This window comes from Salipaludibacillus neizhouensis, from assembly GCF_002886185.1.
In the GTDB taxonomy this organism is placed as follows: domain Bacteria; phylum Bacillota; class Bacilli; order Bacillales; family Salisediminibacteriaceae; genus Salipaludibacillus; species Salipaludibacillus neizhouensis.
Genome location: NZ_KZ614146.1, coordinates 2919223 through 2942869, shown reverse-complemented (window position 1 = coordinate 2942869; position 23647 = coordinate 2919223). Strand labels below are relative to the sequence as shown.

20 protein-coding genes and 1 riboswitch are annotated in these 23647 nt (G+C 39.4%); of the genes, 18 read left to right on the top strand and 2 right to left on the bottom strand.

Annotation, left to right across the window (positions count from 1 at the left end):
* The first annotated feature begins 13 nt into the window (after positions 1-13).
* The 14 genes from cobT to CEF18_RS13925 all read left to right on the top strand — a co-directional run bounded on the left by cobT (position 14) and on the right by CEF18_RS13925 (position 15898).
* A complete protein-coding gene (gene cobT / locus CEF18_RS13990) occupies positions 14-1075 on the top strand; it encodes a nicotinate-nucleotide--dimethylbenzimidazole phosphoribosyltransferase (RefSeq protein WP_220693833.1) in 1062 nt (353 codons plus the stop codon).
* Between the two features lie 83 nt (positions 1076-1158).
* Positions 1159-1356, top strand: a riboswitch (cobalamin riboswitch).
* 163 nt (positions 1357-1519) lie between these two features.
* The gene (locus tag CEF18_RS13985; protein WP_110937036.1) at positions 1520-2581 is read left to right on the top strand and encodes an ABC transporter substrate-binding protein; all 1062 of its coding nucleotides are present in this window, start codon (positions 1520-1522) and stop codon (positions 2579-2581) included.
* Positions 2547-3617, top strand: coding sequence for a FecCD family ABC transporter permease (locus CEF18_RS13980; RefSeq protein WP_110937035.1), 1071 nt, complete (start codon positions 2547-2549; stop codon positions 3615-3617). Before CEF18_RS13985 ends, CEF18_RS13980 begins: the two co-directional genes overlap by 35 nt.
* Positions 3614-5083 carry an adenosylcobinamide amidohydrolase gene (locus CEF18_RS13975; protein WP_110937034.1) on the top strand — a complete coding sequence of 490 codons (1470 nt, stop codon included), beginning with the start codon at positions 3614-3616 and terminating at the stop codon, positions 5081-5083. Before CEF18_RS13980 ends, CEF18_RS13975 begins: the two co-directional genes overlap by 4 nt.
* Positions 5084-5085: 2 nt before the next feature.
* The gene (gene cbiB, locus CEF18_RS13970; RefSeq protein WP_223292305.1) at positions 5086-6051 is read left to right on the top strand and encodes an adenosylcobinamide-phosphate synthase CbiB; all 966 of its coding nucleotides are present in this window, start codon (positions 5086-5088) and stop codon (positions 6049-6051) included.
* A 13-nt stretch (positions 6052-6064) separates the two neighbouring features.
* On the top strand, positions 6065-7150 hold the full coding sequence (locus CEF18_RS13965; protein ID WP_110937033.1) for a pyridoxal phosphate-dependent aminotransferase: 1086 nt from the start codon (positions 6065-6067) through the stop codon (positions 7148-7150).
* On the top strand, positions 7147-7689 hold the full coding sequence (locus CEF18_RS13960; protein ID WP_110937032.1) for a bifunctional adenosylcobinamide kinase/adenosylcobinamide-phosphate guanylyltransferase: 543 nt from the start codon (positions 7147-7149) through the stop codon (positions 7687-7689). Before CEF18_RS13965 ends, CEF18_RS13960 begins: the two co-directional genes overlap by 4 nt.
* 6 nt (positions 7690-7695) lie before the next feature.
* Positions 7696-8466, top strand: coding sequence for an adenosylcobinamide-GDP ribazoletransferase (gene cobS / locus CEF18_RS13955; RefSeq protein ID WP_110937031.1), 771 nt, complete (start codon positions 7696-7698; stop codon positions 8464-8466).
* Positions 8418-9059, top strand: coding sequence for a histidine phosphatase family protein (locus CEF18_RS13950; RefSeq protein ID WP_110937030.1), 642 nt, complete (start codon positions 8418-8420; stop codon positions 9057-9059). The genes cobS and CEF18_RS13950 overlap by 49 nt, the downstream gene beginning before the upstream one ends.
* Entirely contained in the window at positions 9011-9436 is a 426-nt protein-coding gene (locus CEF18_RS13945) for a bifunctional adenosylcobinamide kinase/adenosylcobinamide-phosphate guanylyltransferase (protein WP_183041147.1), read from the top strand. Before CEF18_RS13950 ends, CEF18_RS13945 begins: the two co-directional genes overlap by 49 nt.
* Positions 9437-10004: 568 nt before the next feature.
* Positions 10005-11738 carry an ABC transporter ATP-binding protein gene (locus CEF18_RS13940; protein WP_110937028.1) on the top strand — a complete coding sequence of 578 codons (1734 nt, stop codon included), beginning with the start codon at positions 10005-10007 and terminating at the stop codon, positions 11736-11738.
* Positions 11728-13572, top strand: coding sequence for an ABC transporter ATP-binding protein (locus tag CEF18_RS13935; protein WP_110937027.1), 1845 nt, complete (start codon positions 11728-11730; stop codon positions 13570-13572). Before CEF18_RS13940 ends, CEF18_RS13935 begins: the two co-directional genes overlap by 11 nt.
* 255 nt (positions 13573-13827) lie before the next feature.
* Entirely contained in the window at positions 13828-15573 is a 1746-nt protein-coding gene (gene ade / locus CEF18_RS13930) for an adenine deaminase (RefSeq protein ID WP_110937026.1), read from the top strand.
* A gap of 28 nt (positions 15574-15601) precedes the next feature.
* Complete coding sequence (locus CEF18_RS13925) at positions 15602-15898, top strand: hypothetical protein (RefSeq protein WP_120689064.1); 297 nt, start codon at positions 15602-15604, stop codon at positions 15896-15898.
* A 295-nt stretch (positions 15899-16193) separates the two neighbouring features.
* Here CEF18_RS13925 and recQ read toward each other — a convergent pair whose 3' ends face one another.
* Positions 16194-18326, bottom strand: coding sequence for a DNA helicase RecQ (recQ, locus tag CEF18_RS13920; RefSeq protein ID WP_110937024.1), 2133 nt, complete (start codon positions 18324-18326; stop codon positions 16194-16196).
* Positions 18327-18473: 147 nt separating this feature from the next.
* On the opposite strand from recQ, the gene CEF18_RS13915 reads away from it, so the two are divergent.
* The 3 genes from CEF18_RS13915 to CEF18_RS13905 all read left to right on the top strand — a co-directional run bounded on the left by CEF18_RS13915 (position 18474) and on the right by CEF18_RS13905 (position 20357).
* Positions 18474-18686, top strand: coding sequence for a hypothetical protein (locus CEF18_RS13915; RefSeq protein ID WP_110937023.1), 213 nt, complete (start codon positions 18474-18476; stop codon positions 18684-18686).
* A 442-nt stretch (positions 18687-19128) separates the two neighbouring features.
* Positions 19129-19743, top strand: a complete 615-nt coding sequence (locus CEF18_RS13910; protein WP_110937022.1) for an alpha/beta hydrolase — start codon at positions 19129-19131, stop codon at positions 19741-19743.
* 8 nt (positions 19744-19751) lie between these two features.
* On the top strand, positions 19752-20357 hold the full coding sequence (locus CEF18_RS13905; RefSeq protein ID WP_110937705.1) for a flavin reductase family protein: 606 nt from the start codon (positions 19752-19754) through the stop codon (positions 20355-20357).
* 270 nt (positions 20358-20627) lie between these two features.
* On the opposite strand, the gene CEF18_RS13900 is transcribed toward CEF18_RS13905, so the two are convergent.
* Positions 20628-22184 (bottom strand): ABC-F family ATP-binding cassette domain-containing protein, encoded by a 1557-nt coding sequence (locus CEF18_RS13900; RefSeq protein WP_110937021.1) that lies wholly within the window; start codon positions 22182-22184, stop codon positions 20628-20630.
* A gap of 248 nt (positions 22185-22432) precedes the next feature.
* On the opposite strand from CEF18_RS13900, the gene CEF18_RS13895 reads away from it, so the two are divergent.
* Complete coding sequence (locus CEF18_RS13895; protein ID WP_110937020.1) at positions 22433-23560, top strand: DEAD/DEAH box helicase; 1128 nt, start codon at positions 22433-22435, stop codon at positions 23558-23560.
* Positions 23561-23647 lie beyond the last annotated feature (87 nt).

Sequence of the window (23647 nt, the reverse complement as noted above, 5' to 3'; positions counted from 1 at the left end):
GAGGGGCTAGATGATGGAACAAACAATTAAAAAAATTAAGGCCGTCGATAAATCGATAACAAAGGAAGTTGAAGCATATTTGGATACGTTGACAAAGCCGCCCGGTAGTTTAGGGAGATTAGAAGAGTTGGCCGTTCAATTAGCGGAAATAACAGGAGAAAATTTTCCACAAGTGACTCCACCGGCTATTATCGTTTTTGCTGGAGATCATGGAGTGGTTAACGAAGGGGTATCAGCATTTCCTCAAGCGGTAACTGCACAAATGGTTCATAATTTCCTGGACGGAGGATCAGCGATAAATGTTTTGGCGAATCAGTTAGAAGCCTTTTTGGAAGTTGTTGATGTCGGTGTCGCTGAAACCATTGAAAGGGACGGTCTTGTCGTAGAGAAAATCGGTTTTGGTACGAAAAATTTTGCTGAAGAGGATGCTTTGACAAAAGTAGAAGTAGAAAAGGCAATTCGTGTAGGAATTAACATGTCTGAAAAAGTGATCGGTCAAGGTGCAAAAAGCTTGATTCTTGGAGAAATGGGCATCGGAAATACAACAAGTAGTAGTGCAATTTTAGCAGCCGTTAGTGGGGCAGAAGTATCAAAGGTTGTTGGGACTGGCACAGGGATTTCTTCAGAAACGTTAATTAAAAAGCAGCGTGTCATTGAACAAGCACTTGCAGATCGTCGTCCGGCAAAGGATGACCCTTTGGATATTTTAGCAAAAGTAGGTGGTCTTGAAATTGCAGCAATGGTTGGTGCGATGCTAGGTGGTGCGTCTCGACAAACACCAATTCTCGTTGATGGATTTATCTCAACAGTAGCTGCGATTTTAGCGACTAAATTATGCAGTAAAGTAAGAGACTATTTAATTTTTGGACATCACTCACAAGAGGCTGGCCATACATTTGCATTAGCATTACTAGATGCGAAACCATTATTAAACTTGAATTTCAGATTAGGGGAAGGGACAGGAGCTGCAATGGCTTTTCCTATCTTAGAAGCCTCTACCAGAATCTTGCGTGAAATGGCTACGTTTTCTTCTGCAGGTGTCTCTGACGCGGAGAAAGGAAACGCTGAAAATTAAATTTACTTTCTGTAAAAACTAACTTATAATGACTGATAGAGCAAAGAAGCAAATTACATATAGAACAAATAGGTTCCCTTTATATTAACGAAAGTTCGCGTAGCAGCTTTTGCTAAACATAAAGGGTGAAAAGGGAAGTTGGTGAAAATCCAACACGGTCCCGCCACTGTAAACGTCTAGAATCTGTTTAGCAATTCCACTGTGCTGTCGGCATGGGAAGGAGAAACGGGTTTTTCATAAAGACGTAAGTCAGGAGACCTGCCTATTCGTTTTTAAGCTCCTTCGAGGAAAGGAAGTTTAAAATGCATGGCATTTTCTGTTATTATTAATAGAATTTTTATTGTCAAAACCCGGGTACACACATGCATTTTATTCTAAGCGCCTTTCCTTACGGATTTGCGCTTTTTTGTTTTATTTACAGATAGTTAAGAGGAGGAACCAAAAATGACAGGTATGATTAAAAAATGGGGACAAGGAAGTTTAATCTTCATGGGTGCAGTGAGTATGCTCGTAGCATGTGGTAATAACGGTGATACAAATACCGAGGTAGAAGAGACTACGAATGAAGCAGAAGAAAATACGGAAGAAAACGAAAATACGGCAGCTAATAACTCGAATGAAACTGCGGAAAACAATGGCGCAGATGAAGCAGCAGATGCTGAAGAATTTCCGGTAACAGTAACAGATGATGCTGGTAACGAGGTAACGATCGAATCTGAACCAGAATCTATCGTATCACTTCAGCCAAGTAATACGGAAATCTCTTTTGCACTTGGCTTAGGTGATAAATTTGTAGGAGTTTCCGAATTTGATAATTATCCTCCTGAAGTGGAAGACATTGAAGTTGTAGGGGCGCAGGATATGGATGCCGAGCTAATTTTATCGTTGGCACCTGATTTAGCTCTTGTAACAGAGTATCACTTTGAGAATCACCCAGAGATTCTTGAGCAATATGAAGAGGCAGGAATTGATGTTCTTGTAATTGGTGGAGCGACATCTTTCGAAGGTGCTTATGGTTCCATGCGTCTTATCGGCGATGCGACTGGTACATTGGAAGAAGCAGAAGCTATTATTAAAGATATGGAAGAAAGACTCACTGCTTTAACGGAAGCGACTAGTGACATCCCAGAAGATGAAAGAAAAAAGGTTTGGATAGAAGTTGCACCATCACCTGATATCTTTACAACTGGGACAGGTACGTTTATGAATGAAATGCTTGAAGCTATTCATGCAGTAAACGCTGCCGAGGACCAAGAGGGATGGGTTAGTTTAACGGAAGAAGAAATCGTGACGTTAAACCCTGATGTGATCGTAACTACGTACGGGTTTTATGTGGAAGATCCGGTTGCAGAAGTAACATCACGAGAAGGTTGGGATAATGTTCCTGCTGTAGCAAACGATGAAATTTATGACGTGGACAGCGATGCAGTAACTAGACCGGGACCTCGTTTAATTGAAGGAGTGGAGACACTTGCAGAAGTTATCTACCCGGAAGTTTTTGAATAATAGAGTAGTATGGTTATACATTTTCAGTGGGGGGCTTGTACTTAGTACAATCCTCCTTGGTTTGTTTTACAGTAGTGTTACGATCCCAATCCCGACAATCTTACATATCATTGCAGATCAAACGCTAGGTCTAGGGTGGATGCAGGAAGTTCCAGGTAATGAAGAAGCGATTATTTGGAATATCAGGTTTCCAAGGGTGCTATTAGCCTTTTTTGTAGGTGCCTCGCTTGCATTAGCCGGGGCAGCTTTTCAAGGATTGTTAAGAAATCCATTGGCGGATCCTTATACGATTGGTGTTTCATCAGGTGCTGCTTTAGGTGCTGTGTTTGTGATCTTTTTCCAATTCACTATTATTGGTTTGGGGAATTTCACATTGCCAATCGTGTCTATTGTCTGTGGATTTTTGACACTCATGCTCGTTTTTGGATTGGTGAGACTAAGCAGTCGAAGCATGGCCATCGAAACGATTATTTTAGCAGGAATTATTATTGGGGCATTTTTAGGCTCTATTATTTCTTTAATTATTGCTTTGGGCGATAGGGATTCGATGATGCAAATCATTTATTGGCTTTATGGTAGTGTAGGAATGAGAGGTTGGAATTATGTTCAGCTTATTGTTCCGTTTATGCTAGCAGGATCGTTTATGCTGATTATCCACTATCGGGAATTGAATGCATTGGCGTTAGGGGAAGATGCTGCGGAGCATATCGGCGTGAATGTTAAAAAGGGTAAGATTTTTATTTTAGTCGGAGCATCTTTACTAACGGGGGCTTCTGTCGCTGTTTCTGGTTCCATTGGATTTGTTGGATTAGTGATCCCACATTTGGTGAGGCTTGTTACGGGACCAAATCATCGACATGTTCTCCCTTTATCTATGCTTTTGGGAGGATCCTTTCTTATTCTGGCTGACATCCTTGCCAGAACAATTATAGCACCAAAAGAGCTTCCTATCGGTGTGATTACAGCACTAATAGGTGCGCCATTATTTGCATTCTTGCTTATCAGAGACCGAGTTGGAAGGGGGAAAACGAGATGATTGAAGTGAAAAATCTTTCTGGAGGATATTCAGCCGATGATCCAATTGTTAAAGGACTTAATTTTGATATACAACAAGGAGAGTTTTTTGGGCTCCTCGGACCAAATGGCAGTGGAAAAACGACACTTTTTAAATTGATCACGGGAACGTTGCCTTTGACGAGCGGAGAGATATTACTGGACAATACATCTTTGTTTTCCCTTTCTAAACTGGAAAAGGCACGCAAAATAGCAGTTCTTACACAGGAATCGCATGTATCCTTTGATTTTACCGTAGAGGAAATTGTTAGTTTAGGACGCTATGCTTTTCAAAAAGGGATTCTTAAAAGCTTGTCTAAGCATGATAAGAACATTATCAATGATGTGATGGAATTAGCGAATGTTACAAAGTACCGGTTTAAACAATTTCGGTTACTAAGCGGTGGGGAAAAACAACGAGTGTTACTTGCGAAAGCATTAGCACAAGAACCTCTATTACTATTATTGGATGAACCGACGAATCATTTGGATATTAAACACTCCTTATATATGCTGGATTTATTGAAAGAATGGCAACGAACGAAGCAGTTAACCATTTTTTCCATTTTACACGATATTAATATTGCTGCACTATATGCGGACCGAATTGCATTATTGCATGAGGGTACTTTTTTGGATATTGGAGAAGTAGAAGTACTTAGAAAAAAAGATCAGCTTAACAAATTATATGAGGTAGACATTCGCACGCAGTCCCATCCGAAAGTACCGAAACCACAGATCTTAATGACACCTAGAAATGAAGTATCAGTAACACGAATGGAACTCGGGAAAGCCTATCAAATGAAGCAGAATGATGATTTTATCCATCTTGAATTTGATCAACCGTTACGTACGATCTCAAACGGTGTGATTGGAGAAGGGATTCAATGGGTAAAACATTATTGTAATTTTCACGTAGATAAAAATTATGATTGTTCTTCTCCGAAAGATGAATTAGAAGGATGGATGAGAGATAATGGTATACCTCCTGAGCAGGCTGTAGGAATGATGACGGCGGTACAGTTAAAATATGCGGTAGTCAGAACTGCAAAGATAGAAAACATCCAATTTATTACCGTGGTAACTGCAGGAGTAGGCAACGCCGTAGATATTTCTCAAGAGGGAGACTATGAAAGAGAATACAAAATAGGTACAATTAACACAATGGTTTTTGTAGATGCCCATTTAACCGATGGTGCGTTAGTAAATGCTTGTATGTCAGCTACTGAAGCAAAAACAAAGGCTTTAAGTGATTTAAAAGTGAAAGACCCTTTCACTAATACGATAGCTACAAGCACATCGACAGACAGTCTTCTTATTGGAGTGACGCAACAGGGAGAAGCAACCCCCTATGCGGGTTCAGGTACATTTGTCGGAAAAGGGATTGGACGAATTGTATATGAAGCTACTAGAGAAGCCATTGAATCTGAGTTAAAAAGGAAGATATAGCTGTGTTAGAAATAGTTGTTTCATCGAGTGTCATTATTTTATGTATGGCAATTATTCTGGATCTGCTCATTGGTGATCCGAAATGGCTTCCTCATCCGGTCATCGGTATTGGGAAGCTTATTTTATTATTAGAGAAACGGTGGAATGCCGGTTCTTCTAAAAGAAGAAAAGGATTAGGAATTCTTTTAACTTTTACAGTGATAGGGACTGTATATGTTCTTTCCTTCTCGATGGTTTTATTAGCATTTCAACTACATATTGCGTTAGGAATTTTCCTGGAAGCCTACTTGATTTTTACGACAATCGCGATTAATGGTCTTAGGGAAGCAGCTTTACGTGTTTACGTCCCATTATCTCAAGGAGACTATCCGGCAGCACGTTATCAATTAAGTATGATTGTTGGAAGAGATACGCAAGATCTGTCAGAATCTGAAATAGTCAGAGGCACGGTTGAAACGCTTGCAGAGAACACCGTTGACGGAATAACCGCTCCGCTCTTTTGGGCATTTGTTGGTGGAGCGCCGTTAGCAATGGCCTATCGCGCCGTTAATACATTAGATTCGATGGTCGGCTATAAAAATGAGAAATTTCATGATTTCGGTTGGGCCTCTGCCCGCTTGGACGATATCGCTAATTGGTTACCGGCTAGAATAACATCTGTTTCATTTTGGTTGTCCTCTATGTTTATAAAAGGAGCGAACAGAAAACTTGCTCTTCAAGTAACGTACAGAGATGCTAAAAAGCACCCTAGCCCAAATGGAGGATGGTCTGAAGCGATGGTAGCAGGTCTCATGGGTATTCAACTCGGTGGCATTAACTATTATGATGGCGTTATCTCGAGACGGGCTAAAATGGGCGATCCGTTAAGGGAATTGGAAGGAAAGGATATTAAAAAAACCATTGTATATATGCATGGAGGCTGGATCGTCTTTTACATTATTTTAAGTGTTTTTACCAGCATCATTTAAAGGAGGATTTCATATGAAATGGCCAAGTCATGGTGGACAACCAGAGGCTTTAAGGGAGAGCCTCGGTTTTCCCATGTCGAGCGACGTAATTGATTTCAGTGCGAATATTAATCCTTTAGGACCGCCAACATGGATGAAAAAAGAGCTAGGAAAACATTTTACTGAACTGATAAAATATCCCGATCCTACGTACTTTAAGGCGAGAAAAAGTTTGGCGTTTTCTGAGGACTTGCAACCTGATCAAGTTTTGGTTACAAACGGTGGAGCAGAGGCGATTTTCTTAATCGCCAAATTGTTTGAAGGGAAACAAGCAATAGTCGTCCATCCGACATTTTTAGAATATGAACGAGCGTGTTTTCACTATCATCTAAAAGTGAAGGATGCCTTTTTTTCACTAGACGAGGAGTTCGATTTGCCAATTGATAAAATGATAATGGAATGTAAAACAACGGATGTTATGTTTCTCTGTCGTCCGAATAATCCCTCCGGAACGATTATAAAAGAAGAAACGGTTCGAAGGTTATTGATAGAAGGGAAAAAGCATAATACATATATCGTTGTAGATGAAGCTTTTGTCGATTTTTTGCCTGGTGAGGAAGCAAGCTTGTCTGGACTTTTAAGCGATTATGAAAATCTGATTATATTAAGGTCCATGACAAAAATGTATGCGATACCTGGGCTAAGAGTCGGATATATATTAGCAGATAAGAAGATTATAAAACAGGCTGGAGACGGACAAATCCCTTGGAGCGTAAATACTCTGGCCGCAAATTTTATACCAGGGATGGTTGAGGACAAGCTTTTTTTAGAGAAAACTAAAACGTGGTTACAAACGGAATTAACCTTTTTACGCGAGGAACTAGACAAGTTGAATTTCTATATGTCGTCCACACATGTTAACTTTTACTTGTTGCGGGACCGAGAATTTCCGATGGAGACAGATCTTTTGTTTAAACATTTATTAAAAGCAGGAATCGTAGCGAGGCATACGTTTAATTTCAAAGGTTTGGATGGTCATTTCCTTAGGTTGGCAGTCAGGTCGTCCCATGAAAACAAGGTTTTACTTGAGGCATTAAAAAACTGGAGAGCGAAGCAATGATCGTATTTATCTCGGGCGGAGCGCGATCGGGTAAAAGTGGTTTAGCAGAAAAGCTAGCACTTTCCAGCTGTGAGAATGAAAAAGGGAATTCAACTATGTCTAAACTTGTCTACCTGGCAACTTCAAAACGGAGTGACAAGGAAATGGAGGACAGAATTACACGCCATCAAAAAGAAAGGTCGGCCACTTGGGAGACATTAGAAGAACCTGTTGACATTGTGTCTGTTTTAAAACAGGCAGAGACTGATAGTGTCATTTTACTAGACTGCTTAACAATCTGGTTAAGTAACGTCATGTTCTATGAAAACTATCATGAGGAAGTGATAAAGACAATCATTAGTGATGTGATTAAGCAGGTGAAACTAAAGAATATTCGCTTATTGATCGTTTCTAATGATGTGAATGAAGAAATTCCTCATGAAAGTGATGTCGTCAATCGATACATCTATACGTTGGAAAAAATACACCATCAATTAACAGCGGAAGCGAGAGAAGTAATACAGGTGATTGCTGGCATACCTGTTTACTGGAAAGGCTAAGTTATTATGAAAAATTCTATGTATGGCTTTTTATTAGCAGTGCAATTTTTGACGAGACTACCTGTTCCGGTCACTTGTCCATGGAATGAAAAAACAAGTCGTTGGGCGATACGTTTTTATCCCTTAGTAGGGATGATAGTTGGGTTTATTTTAGCGGGGGGATGGGTTTTACTGAAGGATGTTATCCCTTCCGAGATACTAGCTTTATGTATTATTTCTTTATGGGTCTGGCTAACGGGGGGGCTTCATCTGGATGGATTGATGGATGTGGCGGATGCAGTTGGCTCGAATGCTCCATTAAAGAAAAAGTGGGAAATAATGAAGGATCCGCATGTCGGAAGCTTTGGAATCATTGCCTTGTTATTTGTGTTGGCTTGGAAAGTGGTCTTGGTATTTGAACTTCAATTAGCCGAGATAAATGACATAACGATTATACTGGTGATGCTAGGAATTATCGGATTTGCCCGTTTTCATGCCGTGTTGCTTTTAGGCGTATTTCCTTCTGCAAAAACAAGTGGTTTAGCATGGGAATGGAAAAAGAATCTAACTATTTTTGATATTTTCTTTTCTTTTTTACCATTAGTAATACTTTGTGTATTTGCACCGAATGTCATATTCCTTGGTCTAGCATATGGTTTGTTTATCCTCGTTTATGGTGTCTGGATGATGAAAACATTTAAGGGGACAAATGGAGATTTAATAGGAACTGCAATTGAAGGAGGAGAATTATGGGGGCTACTCAGCGTTTGGATATTTTTCTTGTACGGCATGGGATAACAAAATGGAATCAGGATAAAAGATATTTAGGACATTCGGATGAGTCTGTTTTACCAGGAGTGTTTGAAGAAATGTCGGAACTAAAACAAGAACTGAGTAAATATCCATTTGATACTATTTTTACGAGTGATTTAAAACGGTGCCGGGAAACATCTGATTATTTGGTTGGCAATAAGCAAAACGAGTGTATTGTAGATAACCGATTGAGGGAGCTGAACTTTGGTGAATGGGAAGGCAAAACGTATGAAGAATTAAAAACGAATCATGTCTATCGGAATTGGATTGACGACTGGGAAAGTTACAATCCTCCTACTGGAGAAACAGCTAATCAATTTAAATCCCGAATCAACGAATTTCTCGGTGAAGTTTATGAAAAAGCGCAATCTAAGACGTGTAATCATAATCAAGTGCTGGTAATTACGCACGGAGGAGTAATTAAATATATTCTTTCCTCATTAAAAGAGTCTTCTTCCATTTGGGATTTCAAGATCAAACATGGAAATGGTGTCCGAATTTCGCTTGAATATCAAGAAGGAGGTTGGCTGTGCAACTCTATATCGGAGGTTCCTACGCAGGAAAAAGAAAAGCAGTAAATAAAAGATATGAAAACGCCAGTTGGTTATCAAGTTATAATGGGAATCTTCTTTTAGATTGGAAATCAACGTGGCTGAAAAACACGCATCTCGTGATAGAAGGCTGGGAATACTGGATAAAAGAAAGCATACATAGCACAGAGATAGATAAGATTCGTCAACAATACAAGCTGCTTTTTCAAGAATTACTGGAAGAAGAGGCGAAACGAGAGGAAACAGTCATCCTCATTATGTTGGAAATCGGCAAAGGAATCGTACCAATTAATGAAACAGACCGTAAATTAAGAGATGTTGCCGGCTGGATACAGCAGGATGCTGCTGAAGCAGCAAAAGAAGTTTTTTATGTTTGGCATGGACTAGAAAAGAGATTGAAATAACAGAGTAGATGAATTGAAAGATTCCGGTTTTTTTCAACAAGGACTACTTATACTAAAGAGCCTACAGTTAAGCTGAGAACCGGCTTTACTGTAGGCTTTTTTTCAGAAATTAGCTGATGAAAAGAGGTGTAGGTGCTACCGTTGTAGCACCTACAAAAGTAGCACGTCGAAAACGAGAGCATACGTGAGGATAAAGAAGATTAGAATGTAGCTTTAGGTGCTACTCGGGGGCGGCGTAAGCTGACGCTGTATTTAATAAAAGACGCTATGCGTTTTTCTTAACAGATAAGAAAGTATAAAATGACAGCTATCTTTACGTCACACGTATCAAGGGAAACCCACCCTAGATACTTAAGTGATGGTGGCTAAAAAGATCACGCTGTAATTACTAAAATACGCTACGCGTTTTTAGTAATAACTACTTCGCAATTCGAAACATTTTCGTGCCAACAAATCGTTTTTTATGATAAAGTAATATAGGAGATAAATACAAAGGTGTTAATAGTTATCAGAAAATTCCCTCTTTTGTGAGTGGAAAAAATAATAGATTTGAAAGAAGAGATCCTATATGAAACGTTTATTTTCATTTCTGGGCCCGTATCGGGTAGCAGTGTATGTAGCACTTTTTTTAACAATTGTTGAACTAACGGTTGAACTTCTTCAGCCGTTGCTCATGTCAAAAATTATTGACGATGGAATTATGCAGAATGATTTATCTGTCGTGATGCTTTGGGGCGGTGTCATGGTAGGATTCTCCCTCATAGCCTTCGCAGCTGGTGTTATCAATTCTTTTTATGCGGCTCTTGCCAGTCAATATACTGGATTTGACTTGCGAACCAAACTATTTGAGAAGGTGCAGTCTTTCGCATTTTCTAACTTTAGTCAATTTCCTACATCATCCTTAATGACAAGGATGACAAATGATGTCAATCAAATTCAGAATACGATTTTTATGAGTTTGAGAATTATGCTTAGAGCTCCGCTTCTCGTCATCGGATCGATTATTATGGCGTTATTTGTGAACGTTCAGCTTGCTTTAATTCTCGTAGTAACGATACCTTTCCTCATTGCCTTTCTTGTGTGGATGGTGAGAAAAGCAGGCAAGATGTTTAAAGCTGTCCAAGCCAGAGTGGATATCGTTAATAACGTTGTTCAGGAAAATTTAACAGCGATACGGCTTATTAAAGCGTTTATACGCAGAAAGTATGAATCCAACCGTTTTACGATAGCATCCGACGAACTACGTGTGAAAACGGTGAAAGCATTACGGCTTATCGAAGCAACGATGCCAGTCATTTTACTCGTGATGAACGGAAGTATTATGGCTGTGCTCTGGTTTGGAAGTGTAGGTGTGAATAATGGAGGTGCGAGTGTCGGAGAAGTTGTGGCAATCGTGAACTATGTGACGAGAATGACGGGGGCCCTTTCGATATTTTCGATGATTGTAATTATGTTTTCTAGAGCGCGTGCCTCTGCAGACAGAATTGCAGATGTACTGGATGAAGAAGTAGATTTAAAGGATGCAGATGATCAACCTAACGGATCGAGAATTACTGCAGGAGAAATTCAGTTTGACAGGGTTACTTTTCGCTATCCTAACAAAGAGAAGCGAGTCGTTAATGGTTTGTCTTTCCAAGCGAAAGCTGGCGACCGGGTTGCGGTCCTAGGTGCTACGGGTGCGGGGAAAACTTCGATGTTTCAACTGATTCCCCGGTTATATGATCTTGATGATGGCACGATTTGGATTGATGGACAGGATATTAGAAAAATGAAGCTGTCTTATTTACGCAGACAAATTGGCTACGTCCCGCAGGAAGCTATGCTGTTTACGGGATCGATTCATGATAATTTGCTCTGGGGCAAAGAAGATGCAAGTCTGGATGAGATGATACAGGCCGTAAAAGATGCTCAGATTTATCATACGATTGAAGAATTACCAAATGGCTTTGATACGCGAATTGGCCAGAGAGGTGTCAATCTTTCCGGAGGACAAAAGCAACGTTTATCGATTGCGAGAGCACTCATTAGAAAACCAAAAATTCTTCTATTAGATGATAGTACCAGTGCATTAGATGTGAAAACTGAGGGAAGATTACTTGATGCGTTGCGAACTTATTCCTGCACCACGATTATGATTACCCAAAAAATGAGTACGACAATGAATGCAGATCAAATACTGCTGATGGAGAATGGCACCATCTCAGCAAGAGGAACACATGAGGAATTAATGCGTTCTTCCTCTCTCTATCTGAAAATCTATGAATCACAATTGGGAAAGGAGGAGGCAACAGGTGCTAGATAAATTAAAAGAACCTTTTCAGCAGGAAAAATTCAAGATTAACACTGAAACAACAGATGAAAAAGGGGGAAGTCAACCCCAAACAACAAAACGCGCTCAGGATTGGAAAGGAACACTTAAACGGATTTGGGATTATCTTTCGGAAAGCAAGGCACGTCTTTTCCTAGTACTTTTAATGGTATTTTTCAGTTCTCTATTTGCATTGTTAGGTCCGTTTATCGTAGGTATGTCGATTGATAATTTTATCGTCACAGAAGAAACAACGGGATTAAAATGGGTACTTTTATCGTTGGCTCTCATCTATGTCCTTCACTCTTTATCGGTGTGGCTGCAGCATTATTGGATGATTCAAGTTGCTCAGCAAACGGTGTATAAAATGAGAACGAATTTATTTGATCATTTACACACTTTGCCAATTCCCTTTTTTGATAAACGCAAGCACGGTGATTTAATGAGCCGGTTAACGAATGATATAGAAAACGTAAGCAATACCTTGAATAGCTCAGTGATACAAATTTTTGCCAGTATTCTGACCTTAATTGGTACACTCTCTGTGATGTTTTACTTAAGTCCGTTACTGACTCTTATTACGTTGACAATCGTGCCAGTTATGGTATACGGAATGAAATGGATTACAAAACGAACAGGCGTATTATTTAAAGCTCAACAAAAAAACCTTGGTGAGCTGAATGGATATATTCAAGAAACAATGTCTGGACAAAGAATTATTAAAACGTTCTCGCAAGAGGATAAAGTCATTCAGGAATTTGGAGAACGTAATATTGAATTGAAAAAGGTTGGATTTTGGGCACAAACTATTTCTGGATTCATTCCGAAACTGATGAACATGCTGAATAACTTTAGTTTTGCAATCATTGCTGGTGTCGGTGGAGTTTTAGCAATTAATGGTGTGATAACAATTGGAGTTATTGTGATCTTTGCGGAGTATGCCAGACAATTCACCCGTCCTTTAAATGACTTGGCGAATCAATTCAACACCCTTTTATCTGCTATTGCGGGTGCCGAAAGGGTCTTTACAATTATGGATGAAGATAATGAATTGATTGATGAACGAGAAAAAATAGAACTAAATAATGTAAAAGGTGAGGTAGTATTTGAAGACGTGTCTTTTTCCTATGAGAATGATGAAGAGACAATTTCCGGTATATCATTCCAAGCTGATGTGGGTGAGATGGTTGCTTTTGTAGGCCCTACTGGAGCTGGAAAAACAACCATTATTAGTTTACTTTCACGCTTCTATGATCCTACAGATGGCGTCATATCTATTGATGGAGTCGATACCTCCTCTGTCAAACGAGAGTCGTTAAGAAGACAGATGGCTTTTGTATTACAGGATTCATTTTTGTTCCAAGGGACTATTCGGGAAAATATTCGCTATGGTCGTTTAAATGCAACGGACGAGGAAATAGTGGAAGCGGCTAAGTCGGCAAATGCCCATTCGTTTATCGAACAAATGCCTGATGCATATGATACGGAAATAGATGCAGAAGGAGGAGGTATCAGTCAAGGGCAAAAGCAATTACTATCCATTGCTCGCGCTCTGCTAGTAGATCCATCCATCTTAATTTTAGATGAAGCAACAAGTAGTATTGATACGATCACCGAATTAAAAATTCAAGAAGCCCTACAACGACTAATGAAGGGACGGACAAGTTTCGTCATTGCCCACCGGCTAAATACGATTCAACGAGCCGATCAGATTTTAGTACTAGAGGAAGGCCAAATCATTGAAAAGGGCTCCCATGATCAACTATTAGGAGAAAACGGCTTTTATTCTGATCTGTATTACAGTCAATTAAAAAGCGAAGTTGGTTAATAAGGTGAAGGATTGTGTGAAGAAACTTAACGATAAATAGACGATTGGCTTTTGAATCCTTTATAATATAAAATAATATTTAAAATCTTGCTCTAGGTTTAGCTAAACCTAGAGTTTTTTAGATACTGTAGTTTTCCTTCTAATACAGCCTAAATAAAATTTTATAAAGTGGATAATAACCGAATACTAACTGACGATGAACACATCAAATTAATACTTGGAATAAAACAGAGTTTTGCAGGGGGATGATTGAGTATGAATTACGAAATTACTGAACAAATAAAAGCAGCGAATAAAGAGATAAAACCGGATCTTGTTATTAAGAATGGGAAGATTGTAAATGTTTTTACGCTGGAAATTGAAGAAGAGGATCTGGCTATTCATAATGGTTTCATTGTAGGAATTGGTTCCTATGAAGGAAAAAAGACAGTGGATGCTAAAGGGAAATTCATCGTGCCAGGATTGATTGATGGTCACGTCCATATCGAATCATCCATGGTCCCACCCAGTCACTTTGCCCATGTAGTCGTTCCCCATGGCGTAACAACCGTAGTAACTGATCCTCATGAAATTGCTAATGTAGCAGGAGTAGAAGGAATACAATTCATGTTAGATGATTCAGAAGGAAGTATATTGGACACGTTGTTTATGTTACCTTCGTGTGTACCAGCCACTCCTTTCGAAAATTCCGGAGCAGAGCTTTCCGCGGAAGATTTAGCACCTTTTTATGAGCATCCAAGAGTGATTGGTTTAGCAGAGGTCATGGATTACCCGTCTGTTTCTAATGCAGAACCGGGAATGATACAGAAGCTAACAGATGCACGAACGAGACATCGGGTCATTGATGGTCATGGCGCAGGACTAGATGCTCATTCAATGAATGTATATGGTTCGGCAGGCATCACAACGGACCATGAAAGTACGCAAATGGAAGAGGCGAAAGAAAGATTACGTAAGGGGCTCTATGTCATTATACGAGAAGGTTCTGGAGCAAAAGATTTACGATCACTCATTCCACTAGTCAATGCTGGAAATGCCCGAAGATTCCTGTTCTGCACAGACGATAAGCATTTAGATGAACTTAAAGAAAATGGAAGCATTGATGATAATGTCAGGCTTGCTGTCAGTCAAGGGCTAGATCCAATTCTGGCGATTCAAATGGCGACGTTAAACGCTTCTGAATGTTATGGTCTGAAAACGAAAGGAGCAGTTGCACCGGGTTATCAAGCAGACCTTTTGTTTATTAAAAACTTGGAGGAATTTCAAGTTGAAGAGGTGTATAAAAATGGAAAACTCGTTGCTAAGGAAGGGGAAATGCTTTCTGAAGCAGCATTAATTAAAGCCCCTCCTTCTGCATTGATGAGCTCTGTGAATCTCACCTGTTTCACGAAAGAAATGCTGTCTATGAAGATGGAAAAAGGTGGAAAAGCCTATGCGATTAAATTGAAACCTAACAGTCTCGTTACCGAAAAAATTACCGTGGAACCAGCTGTTATAAAAGATGAATTCCAGCCAGAAGGAGACGCAGACCTTTTGAAAATGGCAGTGATTGAGCGTCACCATAACACTGGGAATGTCGGTCTTGGTATGATTCAAGGACTAGGTTTTACAAAAGGTGCTATTGCTTTAACGGTTGCCCATGATTCACATAATTTGGTCACAGCAGGTTTGAATGATGAAGACATGCTTGTTGCTATTCAAGAAATAGAGAGAATCAACGGTGGTATAGTGCTTGTGAAGGATGGAGATGTTTTAGCAAGTATTACCTTAAACATAGCTGGACTCATGTCATCTGAAACTGGAGAGAAAACCTATAGTGAATTAAAAAAATTGGATAAGTCCCTTAGTGAACTAGGGTTCAACGGAGATTTTAATCCATTTTCGGCATTGTCTTTCATGTGTTTACCTGTTATTCCTGCATTAAAGCTTACCGATTTAGGTTACTTCGATGCAGTGAAAGGAACGCATATTGCGTTTAAGGTAAACGAAGAGATAGAATAGGTCAAGTCAGATTCGGGACACCGCTGTGGTGTTAGATCAAATTATAAGCGAAATCGAGCAAGGTAACGATGAAACGAAGGATTTTCATTATCTTACAAATGAGATAGGAAAAAATATGTCCGAGGTTCTGAATGCAGTAAGTGAAATGACGAATATCATTGAAAACAACAAAGCTAGCTCAGAAAATATATCTGCTTCCTCTGAACAACAATTAGCGACATTTGATGAATTTAATCAGATTACGCTCTCGTTGAATAACTTAGTCAGCTCTTTAACTGAACAAATAGACGATATGGAACAAAATATTGTGAAGAAAACAGTTTAGAAGATTGCATAAGAAAAACGGCATAGCCGTCTTTTGTTAAATACAGCGTGATCTTTCGCCACTCCGAGTAGCACCTACGTAACTGAGTGTAGGTGCTACTCGAAATGAATGGAGGGTTTCCCTTGACACGCGTGGCGTAAAGATAGTTGTCAACTTATACATTCTTATCTTCTGAAAAAAGGACCGAGACCACGGTCCTTTTTTTATTTTTTAGAGATTATTATTTTGAACAGAGGGCTCGAATCCGCTCTAGGCCGAAGATTTTCCTATGCTAGTTTCTTGTGCGTATTTATGTTTATTTTCTAGCTAGATAGTCATTAACAAATGCTTTGATCGTGAAGTAGTCTACTTCCTCAGGCAAAGCATCCTTTAAAGGTTTTAACCCATCCTCTAAGCCGATTCTATCGACAACCTCTTCTATTAAGGGAAGCTGTGCAACGTCTATTAATGAATCAAAATTGACGTCGTAATCCTCATCAGCTGCTTGTAAAAGGTGACTTTGAACAGTAGTTTTCTTAATAGCACGAAGTTGTTCTATTTCTTCGAGTGTGCGTCCTTCTTTATACAACTCATAAGTTTTTATAAAACTAGGAGTCTCGTCTTTTTCTAGACCAATTCCATCGGTTTTTTTCGTCAGTTGTATAGCTTGTTGCTTAGGACTTTCTTTTAGATACACAGAAATTGTTGTTAAAAATGGTTTTCCGTACGTATCCAATTTTGTTTGACCGACCCCTTTAACTTCAAGCATTTCTGTTTCCGTTTCCGGGAGTTTAGAACAGAGTTCATTTAATGTTTGATCAGAAAATACCATATAAGGTGCAACCTCATGCGTTTTTGCTAATTGGCGGCGTAACTCCCTTAGTTTTTCAAATAGTGGATCACTTTTTTGAATTTGTTTTGGTTGTATAGCTTGTTTTTTAACGACATTTACTTCCCCTTTTAAAACCGGTACCACATTTTCAGTTAGTTGTAGTACAGGAAAATTACCACTTGTTAAAGCTAAATATTGTGACGCAACAAGATAGTCAATAAATTGACTAACATCTTTTTGAGTTCGGTTCTTCAAAAGTCCATAAGTAGTAAGTTTTTGAAACGAGAAATCTTTTACCTTTTGGTTTGCAGAACCTACGAGAACTTGGGCTACCATTGTTTTACCGAAACGTTCTCCCATCCGTTTAATGCAGGAGAAAACCATTTGTGCTTCTTTGGTAACATCTACAGTTTCCCGATCATCGACACACTCCGAACATCTTCCACATGGTTTTATATTCGTATCTTTAAAATAGGCAAGGATGTATGCTTGCAGACAATTTTCTGTATGGCAAAAATTAACCATTGCCTGGAGTTTAGCGTACTCATTTGCTTTTCTGTCGTCTTCCATACTTGACTGATCTATAAGAAATTGCTGGATCCGAATATCTTGAGCACTAAATAATAGAATGCACGCACTATCTTCGCCATCGCGTCCGGCACGTCCAGCTTCTTGATAATAGCTTTCAATATTTCGGGGCATTTGAGCGTGAATGACGAAACGAACATTCGATTTATTAATCCCCATCCCGAATGCATTAGTCGCAACCATCACCTGAGTTTGATCATAAACAAACTCTTCTTGCATACGGCGTCGATCATCCGTTGACAAACCACCGTGGTACTTTCCGACAGCGACTCCTTGTTGATGGAGTCTGTCATGGAGACGCTCGACTTCTTTACGAGTTGCGGCATATATGATTCCAGAATGGCTGGGATTCCGTTTTAAATAGTCTTTAATATACACATCCCGGTCTACCCCCTTCATTACATGAAAAGACAGGTTTTTCCGCGCAAAACCCGTTTGGACGACATCGTCCGAATGAATCGATAGGGACTTACATATATCTTTTGTAACTTCAGGAGTAGCTGTTGCCGTGAGTGCTAACACAGCTGGTGAGCTAGCTATTTGTTCAATGAGTTCAGGAATTCTCAAGTAACTTGGACGGAAATCATGTCCCCATTGAGATAAACAGTGAGCTTCATCAACAGCAACTAACGCTATTGGTAACGATTGAAGCAGGTGTGAAAAACTAGCAGATTCTAAACGTTCAGGAGCAACATAAACGAGGGGGTATGTGCCTTGTTGAATACCTTGAATTCTTTCGCGAACTTCTTCATAACCAAGAGAGCTGTTGATGAATGTTGCGTCTATGCCCGCTTCGTGTAATTCGTCCACTTGGTCTTTCATGAGAGAGATAAGTGGAGATATAACTAGAGTGACCCCGTCAAAAACCAGGGAAGGAATTTGATAGCAAATTGACTTTCCACCACCCGTAGGCATAACTCCCATCGTATTTTTATGAGAAAAAACTTTTCCGAGAATCTCTTTTTGACCTTTACGAAACTCGTCATAGCCATAATGTTTTTTTAATAGTTGTTCAGCTTCTAATAGCATGATTGCCTCCAAAACTTACGTTCATTGTTGAAGATATTTAATAATAGCTTAAGTATCGAAACCGAATTTAAGTTCCGGTGCTTCTCTAGTTGAATCTATACATACTCTATTAGTTTACATGAAAGGGGAGGGGAAAAACTAGAGGGAATGAAATTTAATATGAAAAAAGGGGCGGTAGGTGCTACGGCGGTAGCACCTCTAAACGTAGCAGGTAGAAAACGAGAGGATGAGCGAGAAAGAGGGAGATTGAAATGGTGCATTATCGGTAGGTGCTACGGCGGTAGCACCTACAAACGTAGCAGGCAGAAAACGAGAGGAAGAGCGAGAAAGAAGGAGATTGAAGAGAGGGATTATCGGTAGGTGCTACGGCGGTAGCACCTACAAATGTAGCAGGTAGAAAACGGGAGGAAGAGCGAGAAAGAAGGAGATTGAAGAGAGGGATTATCTGTAGGTGCTACGGAGGTAGCACCTACAAATGTAGCAGGTAGAAAAAGAGAGAAAAAGCGAGAAAAGCAGATGCAAGGGGAACGTTAAAAATAAATTAGCTGTTAATAGTGTACTGAATTTGTTTCTTTGCTGTTTTAATAAAATCTTATGTTTTGAATCTATCTGAAAAAGGGGATATACTAAACATACTTACTTTTTGATAGTGCTTGTTTAAGACTTAGATGAGACTGAGATAATTATTAAGGAAAGGCTATGTTTTAATTGTGTGCGGTAGTTTCGGAGGAGCTTCACTTCACTTACTTCTCATTCAGCATTAATAAACCTAGCCAATTTTAAAAAAAGGAGACGTTAAACCATGAAACATATTTTTAAAAAGGGTAAAGAAGGTTATGAAAAAACATTATTATTACTTCACGGTACGGGAGGTAATGAAGAGGATTTATTACCAATTGCAGAAATGATTGACCCTGATGCGTCGGTTCTGGGAGTGAGAGGAAATGTTGATGAGAATGGAATGAACAGGTTTTTCCGCAGGTTGGCGGAAGGAGTATTCGATGAAGAAGATTTAATTTTCCGCACAGGCGAATTGAATGAATTTATTGATCAAGCGGCGACTGACTATAGTTTTGATCGTGAGAATCTCATAGCGGTTGGTTATTCTAATGGGGCAAATATAGCTGCAAGTCTTTTATACCATTATGATAATCCTTTTAAAGGGGGCGTTCTTTTGCATCCGATGGTGCCGAGAAGAGGACTTGATTTGCCAAACATGAAAGGCATTCCAGTTTTTATTGGGGCAGGTTCGAATGACCCTATTTGTCCACCGCAAGAAACAGAAGAATTAAGTAAGCATTTAGAAAGTGCAGGAGCAGCAGTTGAGCTATTTTGGGCGCATCAAGGCCATCAGCTTACTCGTGATGAAATTGATCAGGCAAAAGGTTGGTACGATAGTCACGTGAAGGGAGAGTAAAGATAATGATGAAGGGATTTATTCCAACAGAATTATCAAAAAAACAAAATTACCAGTTACTCACATCTGGTGTCGCGCCTAGGCCGATTGCGTTTATTACAACAATATCAGAAGCGGGAGTTTTAAATGCGGCTCCGTTTAGCTATTTTAATGTGATATCTGCTGAACCACCTTTGTTATCTGTATCGATCGGCAGAAAAAAAGGACAGCAAAAGGATACAGCGCGCAATATCCTTCAAGTTGGAGAGTTTGTCGTTCATGTGACAGATGAAGATATTATCGAAGCGGTGAATCAGTCAGCCATGAATTTACCACCAGATGAAAGTGAAGTAGATAAGATAAAACTTTCTCCCACCGTGAGCGATGTCGTTGGTGTACCGTCAATCAAAGAGACGAAAGTACGTTTTGAGTGTAAATTGGAAAAACACCTCGTGTTTGAGGAAGGCGAATCTGCTACTGATGTCATCATTGGGAAAATAGTCAAGTACCATGTAGATGATGACTTGATAAAAGATGGGGTAGTGGATACGAAGAAATTAAAGCCGGTTGCAAGACTCGGGGGAAAACAATATGCAAAACTAGGGAAAATATTTGAACTGGAACGACCAGAGTAAAAAAAGATGTCTCAAAAGGTCATAAAGGACTTTTGAAGAGATAAAAATTTATAAAATTGACAGCTATCTTTACGCCACAAGTATCAAGGGAAACCCACCCTCCTTTCGAGTAGCACCTACACGCAGTACGTAGGTGCTACTCGGGGCGGTGGCTAAAGATCACGCTGTATTTAATAAAAGACGGCTATGCCGTTTTTCTTAGACATCTTTTTAATTGGCTTTGTTATTTATTATTATCACTCTAAGTCAAGCTACCGCTCTGCGTTCTTCCTAGAATACTTTTGTTGTCCAAGATTCACCGTTCCATACGTCTGTCACTACATCCTGATAAAACTCGGGTTCGTGACTGATTAGAAGAATACTGCCTTTGTATTCCTGTAATGCGCGTTTTAATTCAGCTTTTGCATCGACATCCAGGTGGTTTGTAGGTTCATCCAGAACCAAGACATTTGTTTCATTATTTATAAGTTTACACATACGAACTTTAGCTTTTTCTCCACCACTTAGTACGGATACTTTACTTTCAATATGTTTTTGCATTAATCCGCATTTAGCAAGAGCTGCACGTGCTTCATATTGAGAAAAGTGAGGGAATTCTTCCCAGATCTCTTCGATACAAGAGTTCGTATTTTTACCTTTCACCTCTTGTTCGAAATAGCCGAGAAACTGGTTTTCTCCTCGTTTTACGGAGCCTTCCAAAGGTTGAATTTCACCTAGTAAACTCTTAAGCAACGTTGTTTTTCCAATTCCATTTGCACCGACGAGCGCCAGCTTTTGGCCTTTTTCCATACGAAGATTCAAAGGCTTTGATAACGGCTCATCATATCCTATAACGAGATCATTGGCTTCAAATATCAGCTTGCTAGACGTACGAGCTAATTTGAAGTTAAATTCCGGCTTCGGTTTTTCTTGATCCAATTCAATCATATCCATTTTGTCGAGCTTCTTTTGACGGGACATTGCCATGTTCCGTGTTGATACTCTGGCCTTATTACGGGCAACAAAGTCTTTTAAATCGGCGACTTCTTTTTGCTGCTTTTTAAATGCTGACTCAAGCTGTTGTTTTTTCACACCATAGACATGCTGGAAGTGGTCGTAATCTCCCGCATAACGATCAAGTTTTTGGTTATCCATGTGGTAAACAAGGTTGATAACGGAATTTAGAAACGGAATATCGTGTGAAATGAGAATAAATGCATTTTCATAGTCATTTAAATAACGTTTCAGCCATTCGATATGTTGCTCGTCCAAGAAGTTAGTGGGCTCATCCAGTAACAAAATATCAGGTTTTTCCAATAACAATTTTGCCAACAATATTTTCGTGCGTTGACCTCCACTTAAATCGTTCACATCTTTTTCAAGTCCGACTTCATCTAAACCGAGACCACGAGCGATTTCTTCGACTTTTGCATCGATCACATAAAAATCATTGTTTGTAAGAACATCCTGCAGAATTCCTACATCTTCAAGAAGAGTATCCATCTCTTCAGGAGTTACTTCACCCATCTTTTCATACATACCATTCATTTCAGCTTCCATGTCGTATAAGTACTGAAAAGCACTTTTCAACACATCACGCATTGTTAACCCTTTTTCCAGCACAGTATGTTGATCCAGAAAACCGATTCTAACATTTTTAGCCCATTGCACTTTTCCTTCATCAGGATCCAGCTGTCGGGTAATAATATTCATGAACGTAGACTTTCCTTCGCCATTTGCACCAATTAATCCAATATGCTCGCCTTTTAGCAGACGGAAGGAAACATCGTTAAAAATTGCACGGTCACCAAAGCCGTGGCTTAGGTTATTTACGGTTAAAATACTCATAGTTAGCTAACACCTCTATAAAAAATTTGGTTTCTTGGTACAAAGTGAGTTAAACTCAAGCTATAAACTAATTTTGATAGCGATTCGAGTGACTGACATCGTTTAATTCGGACTAGATAGTTCATCTATTTTATAAAAGATAAGAATTTATAAAGAAGACGGCTATGCCATTTTTCTTAGCAAAAACGAAATCATAAAACCACTCGCTAGCAGAGCCAAATTCAAAGATAAGTAAAAAGGAGATATTAATGAACAATCCAAATTCTATCATACAGACTTTCCCACCCTATTTACAAGAGGCGTGGGAGAAATCAGGCTTTACAGATTTTACTAAAATTCAGGCAGAAATGATCGAACCTGCCAAAGAAGGAAAGAATATTATTGCAGAAGCCCCTACAGGTTCCGGCAAAACATTGGCTTACCTCTTACCGAGTTTAACAAAGGTAGATCCTGAACTAAAACAAGCTCAGGTGGTTATTATTGCTTCTTCCAGAGAATTAGTGATGCAAATTGTGGACCAAGTAAATATTTGGTCGGAAGGAAGTAATATTCTATCTGCGGCTTTGATTGGTGGAGCGAATGTAAAACGACAGTTAGAAAAATTAAAGCAAAAACCACATATTTTAGTAGCTACACCTGGTAGGATCATTGAACTTCTAAAAGCAAAAAAAGTGAAACTACATGAAGTGCACACGCTTATTTTTGATGAGGCAGATCAGCTTTTTGCAAAAGAGCATATTAACGAAACAGATGGTCTATTAAAGGGTGTCATGAAAGATTGTCAGCGAATTATATGTTCGGCTACTATACCTAAAAAAATAGAAGACATGGCTAAGGATCGAATTCTCTCTCCTCGAGTCATTAGAATCAATATGGACAAAGATCATCTAGAAAGAGTGAATCATTATTACATCGTTAGTGAAAGAAGAGAAAAATCAAAACTATTAAGAAAATTAGTCCATTTAGAAGGGTTATATGGATTGGCTTTTTCCAATGATGTCCATGAACTTGAAACATTTGCCGGTCGCCTTGAATTCCGTGGGGCGAATGTCGGGATCCTTCATGGGGAAACGACGAAACAAGAACGGGAAAAGGCCATTAAAGCGTTCCGCAGTCAAGAAATACCTCTTCTCATGGCAACTGATGTTGCCTCGCGTGGACTGGATATCGATGACATAACACATGTTATCCAGCTTGATTTGGCGAATGATATTCATCAGTATGTCCATCGGTCTGGACGAACTGGACGAGCTGGCAAGTCAGGCACAGTCGTGTCGATTGTGACAAAAGGGGAGCAAGAAAGACTTCAGCAAATTGGTGATAAGCTAGGATTGAAAATGGAAGAAAAGACAATATCACAAGGTGAGTTGGTTTAAAAGGAATCCACGAATAAGGGGGTGTCATCTGGCGATAATGCCTTGTGACATCCTTTTTATTCGTTTAAGTTATCTTGGACAGTGCTG

Bases quoted from the DNA above. Each gene is read 5' to 3' on its own strand.
- cobT (WP_220693833.1), top strand. From the start codon at position 14: ATGGAACAAACAATTAAAAAAATTAAGGCCGTCGATAAATCGATAACA.
- CEF18_RS13910 (WP_110937022.1), top strand. From the start codon at position 19,129: ATGAAACATATTTTTAAAAAGGGTAAAGAAGGTTATGAAAAAACATTA.
- CEF18_RS13965 (WP_110937033.1), top strand. From the start codon at position 6,065: ATGAAATGGCCAAGTCATGGTGGACAACCAGAGGCTTTAAGGGAGAGC.
- CEF18_RS13940 (WP_110937028.1), top strand. From the start codon at position 10,005: ATGAAACGTTTATTTTCATTTCTGGGCCCGTATCGGGTAGCAGTGTAT.
- ade (WP_110937026.1), top strand. From the start codon at position 13,828: ATGAATTACGAAATTACTGAACAAATAAAAGCAGCGAATAAAGAGATA.
- CEF18_RS13900 (WP_110937021.1), bottom strand. From the start codon at position 22,184: ATGAGTATTTTAACCGTAAATAACCTAAGCCACGGCTTTGGTGACCGT.
- CEF18_RS13915 (WP_110937023.1), top strand. From the start codon at position 18,474: ATGAAATTTAATATGAAAAAAGGGGCGGTAGGTGCTACGGCGGTAGCA.
- CEF18_RS13985 (WP_110937036.1), top strand. From the start codon at position 1,520: ATGACAGGTATGATTAAAAAATGGGGACAAGGAAGTTTAATCTTCATG.
- CEF18_RS13975 (WP_110937034.1), top strand. From the start codon at position 3,614: ATGATTGAAGTGAAAAATCTTTCTGGAGGATATTCAGCCGATGATCCA.
- CEF18_RS13950 (WP_110937030.1), top strand. From the start codon at position 8,418: ATGGGGGCTACTCAGCGTTTGGATATTTTTCTTGTACGGCATGGGATA.
- CEF18_RS13960 (WP_110937032.1), top strand. From the start codon at position 7,147: ATGATCGTATTTATCTCGGGCGGAGCGCGATCGGGTAAAAGTGGTTTA.
- cobS (WP_110937031.1), top strand. From the start codon at position 7,696: ATGAAAAATTCTATGTATGGCTTTTTATTAGCAGTGCAATTTTTGACG.
- recQ (WP_110937024.1), bottom strand. From the start codon at position 18,326: ATGCTATTAGAAGCTGAACAACTATTAAAAAAACATTATGGCTATGAC.
- CEF18_RS13895 (WP_110937020.1), top strand. From the start codon at position 22,433: ATGAACAATCCAAATTCTATCATACAGACTTTCCCACCCTATTTACAA.
- CEF18_RS13905 (WP_110937705.1), top strand. From the start codon at position 19,752: ATGAAGGGATTTATTCCAACAGAATTATCAAAAAAACAAAATTACCAG.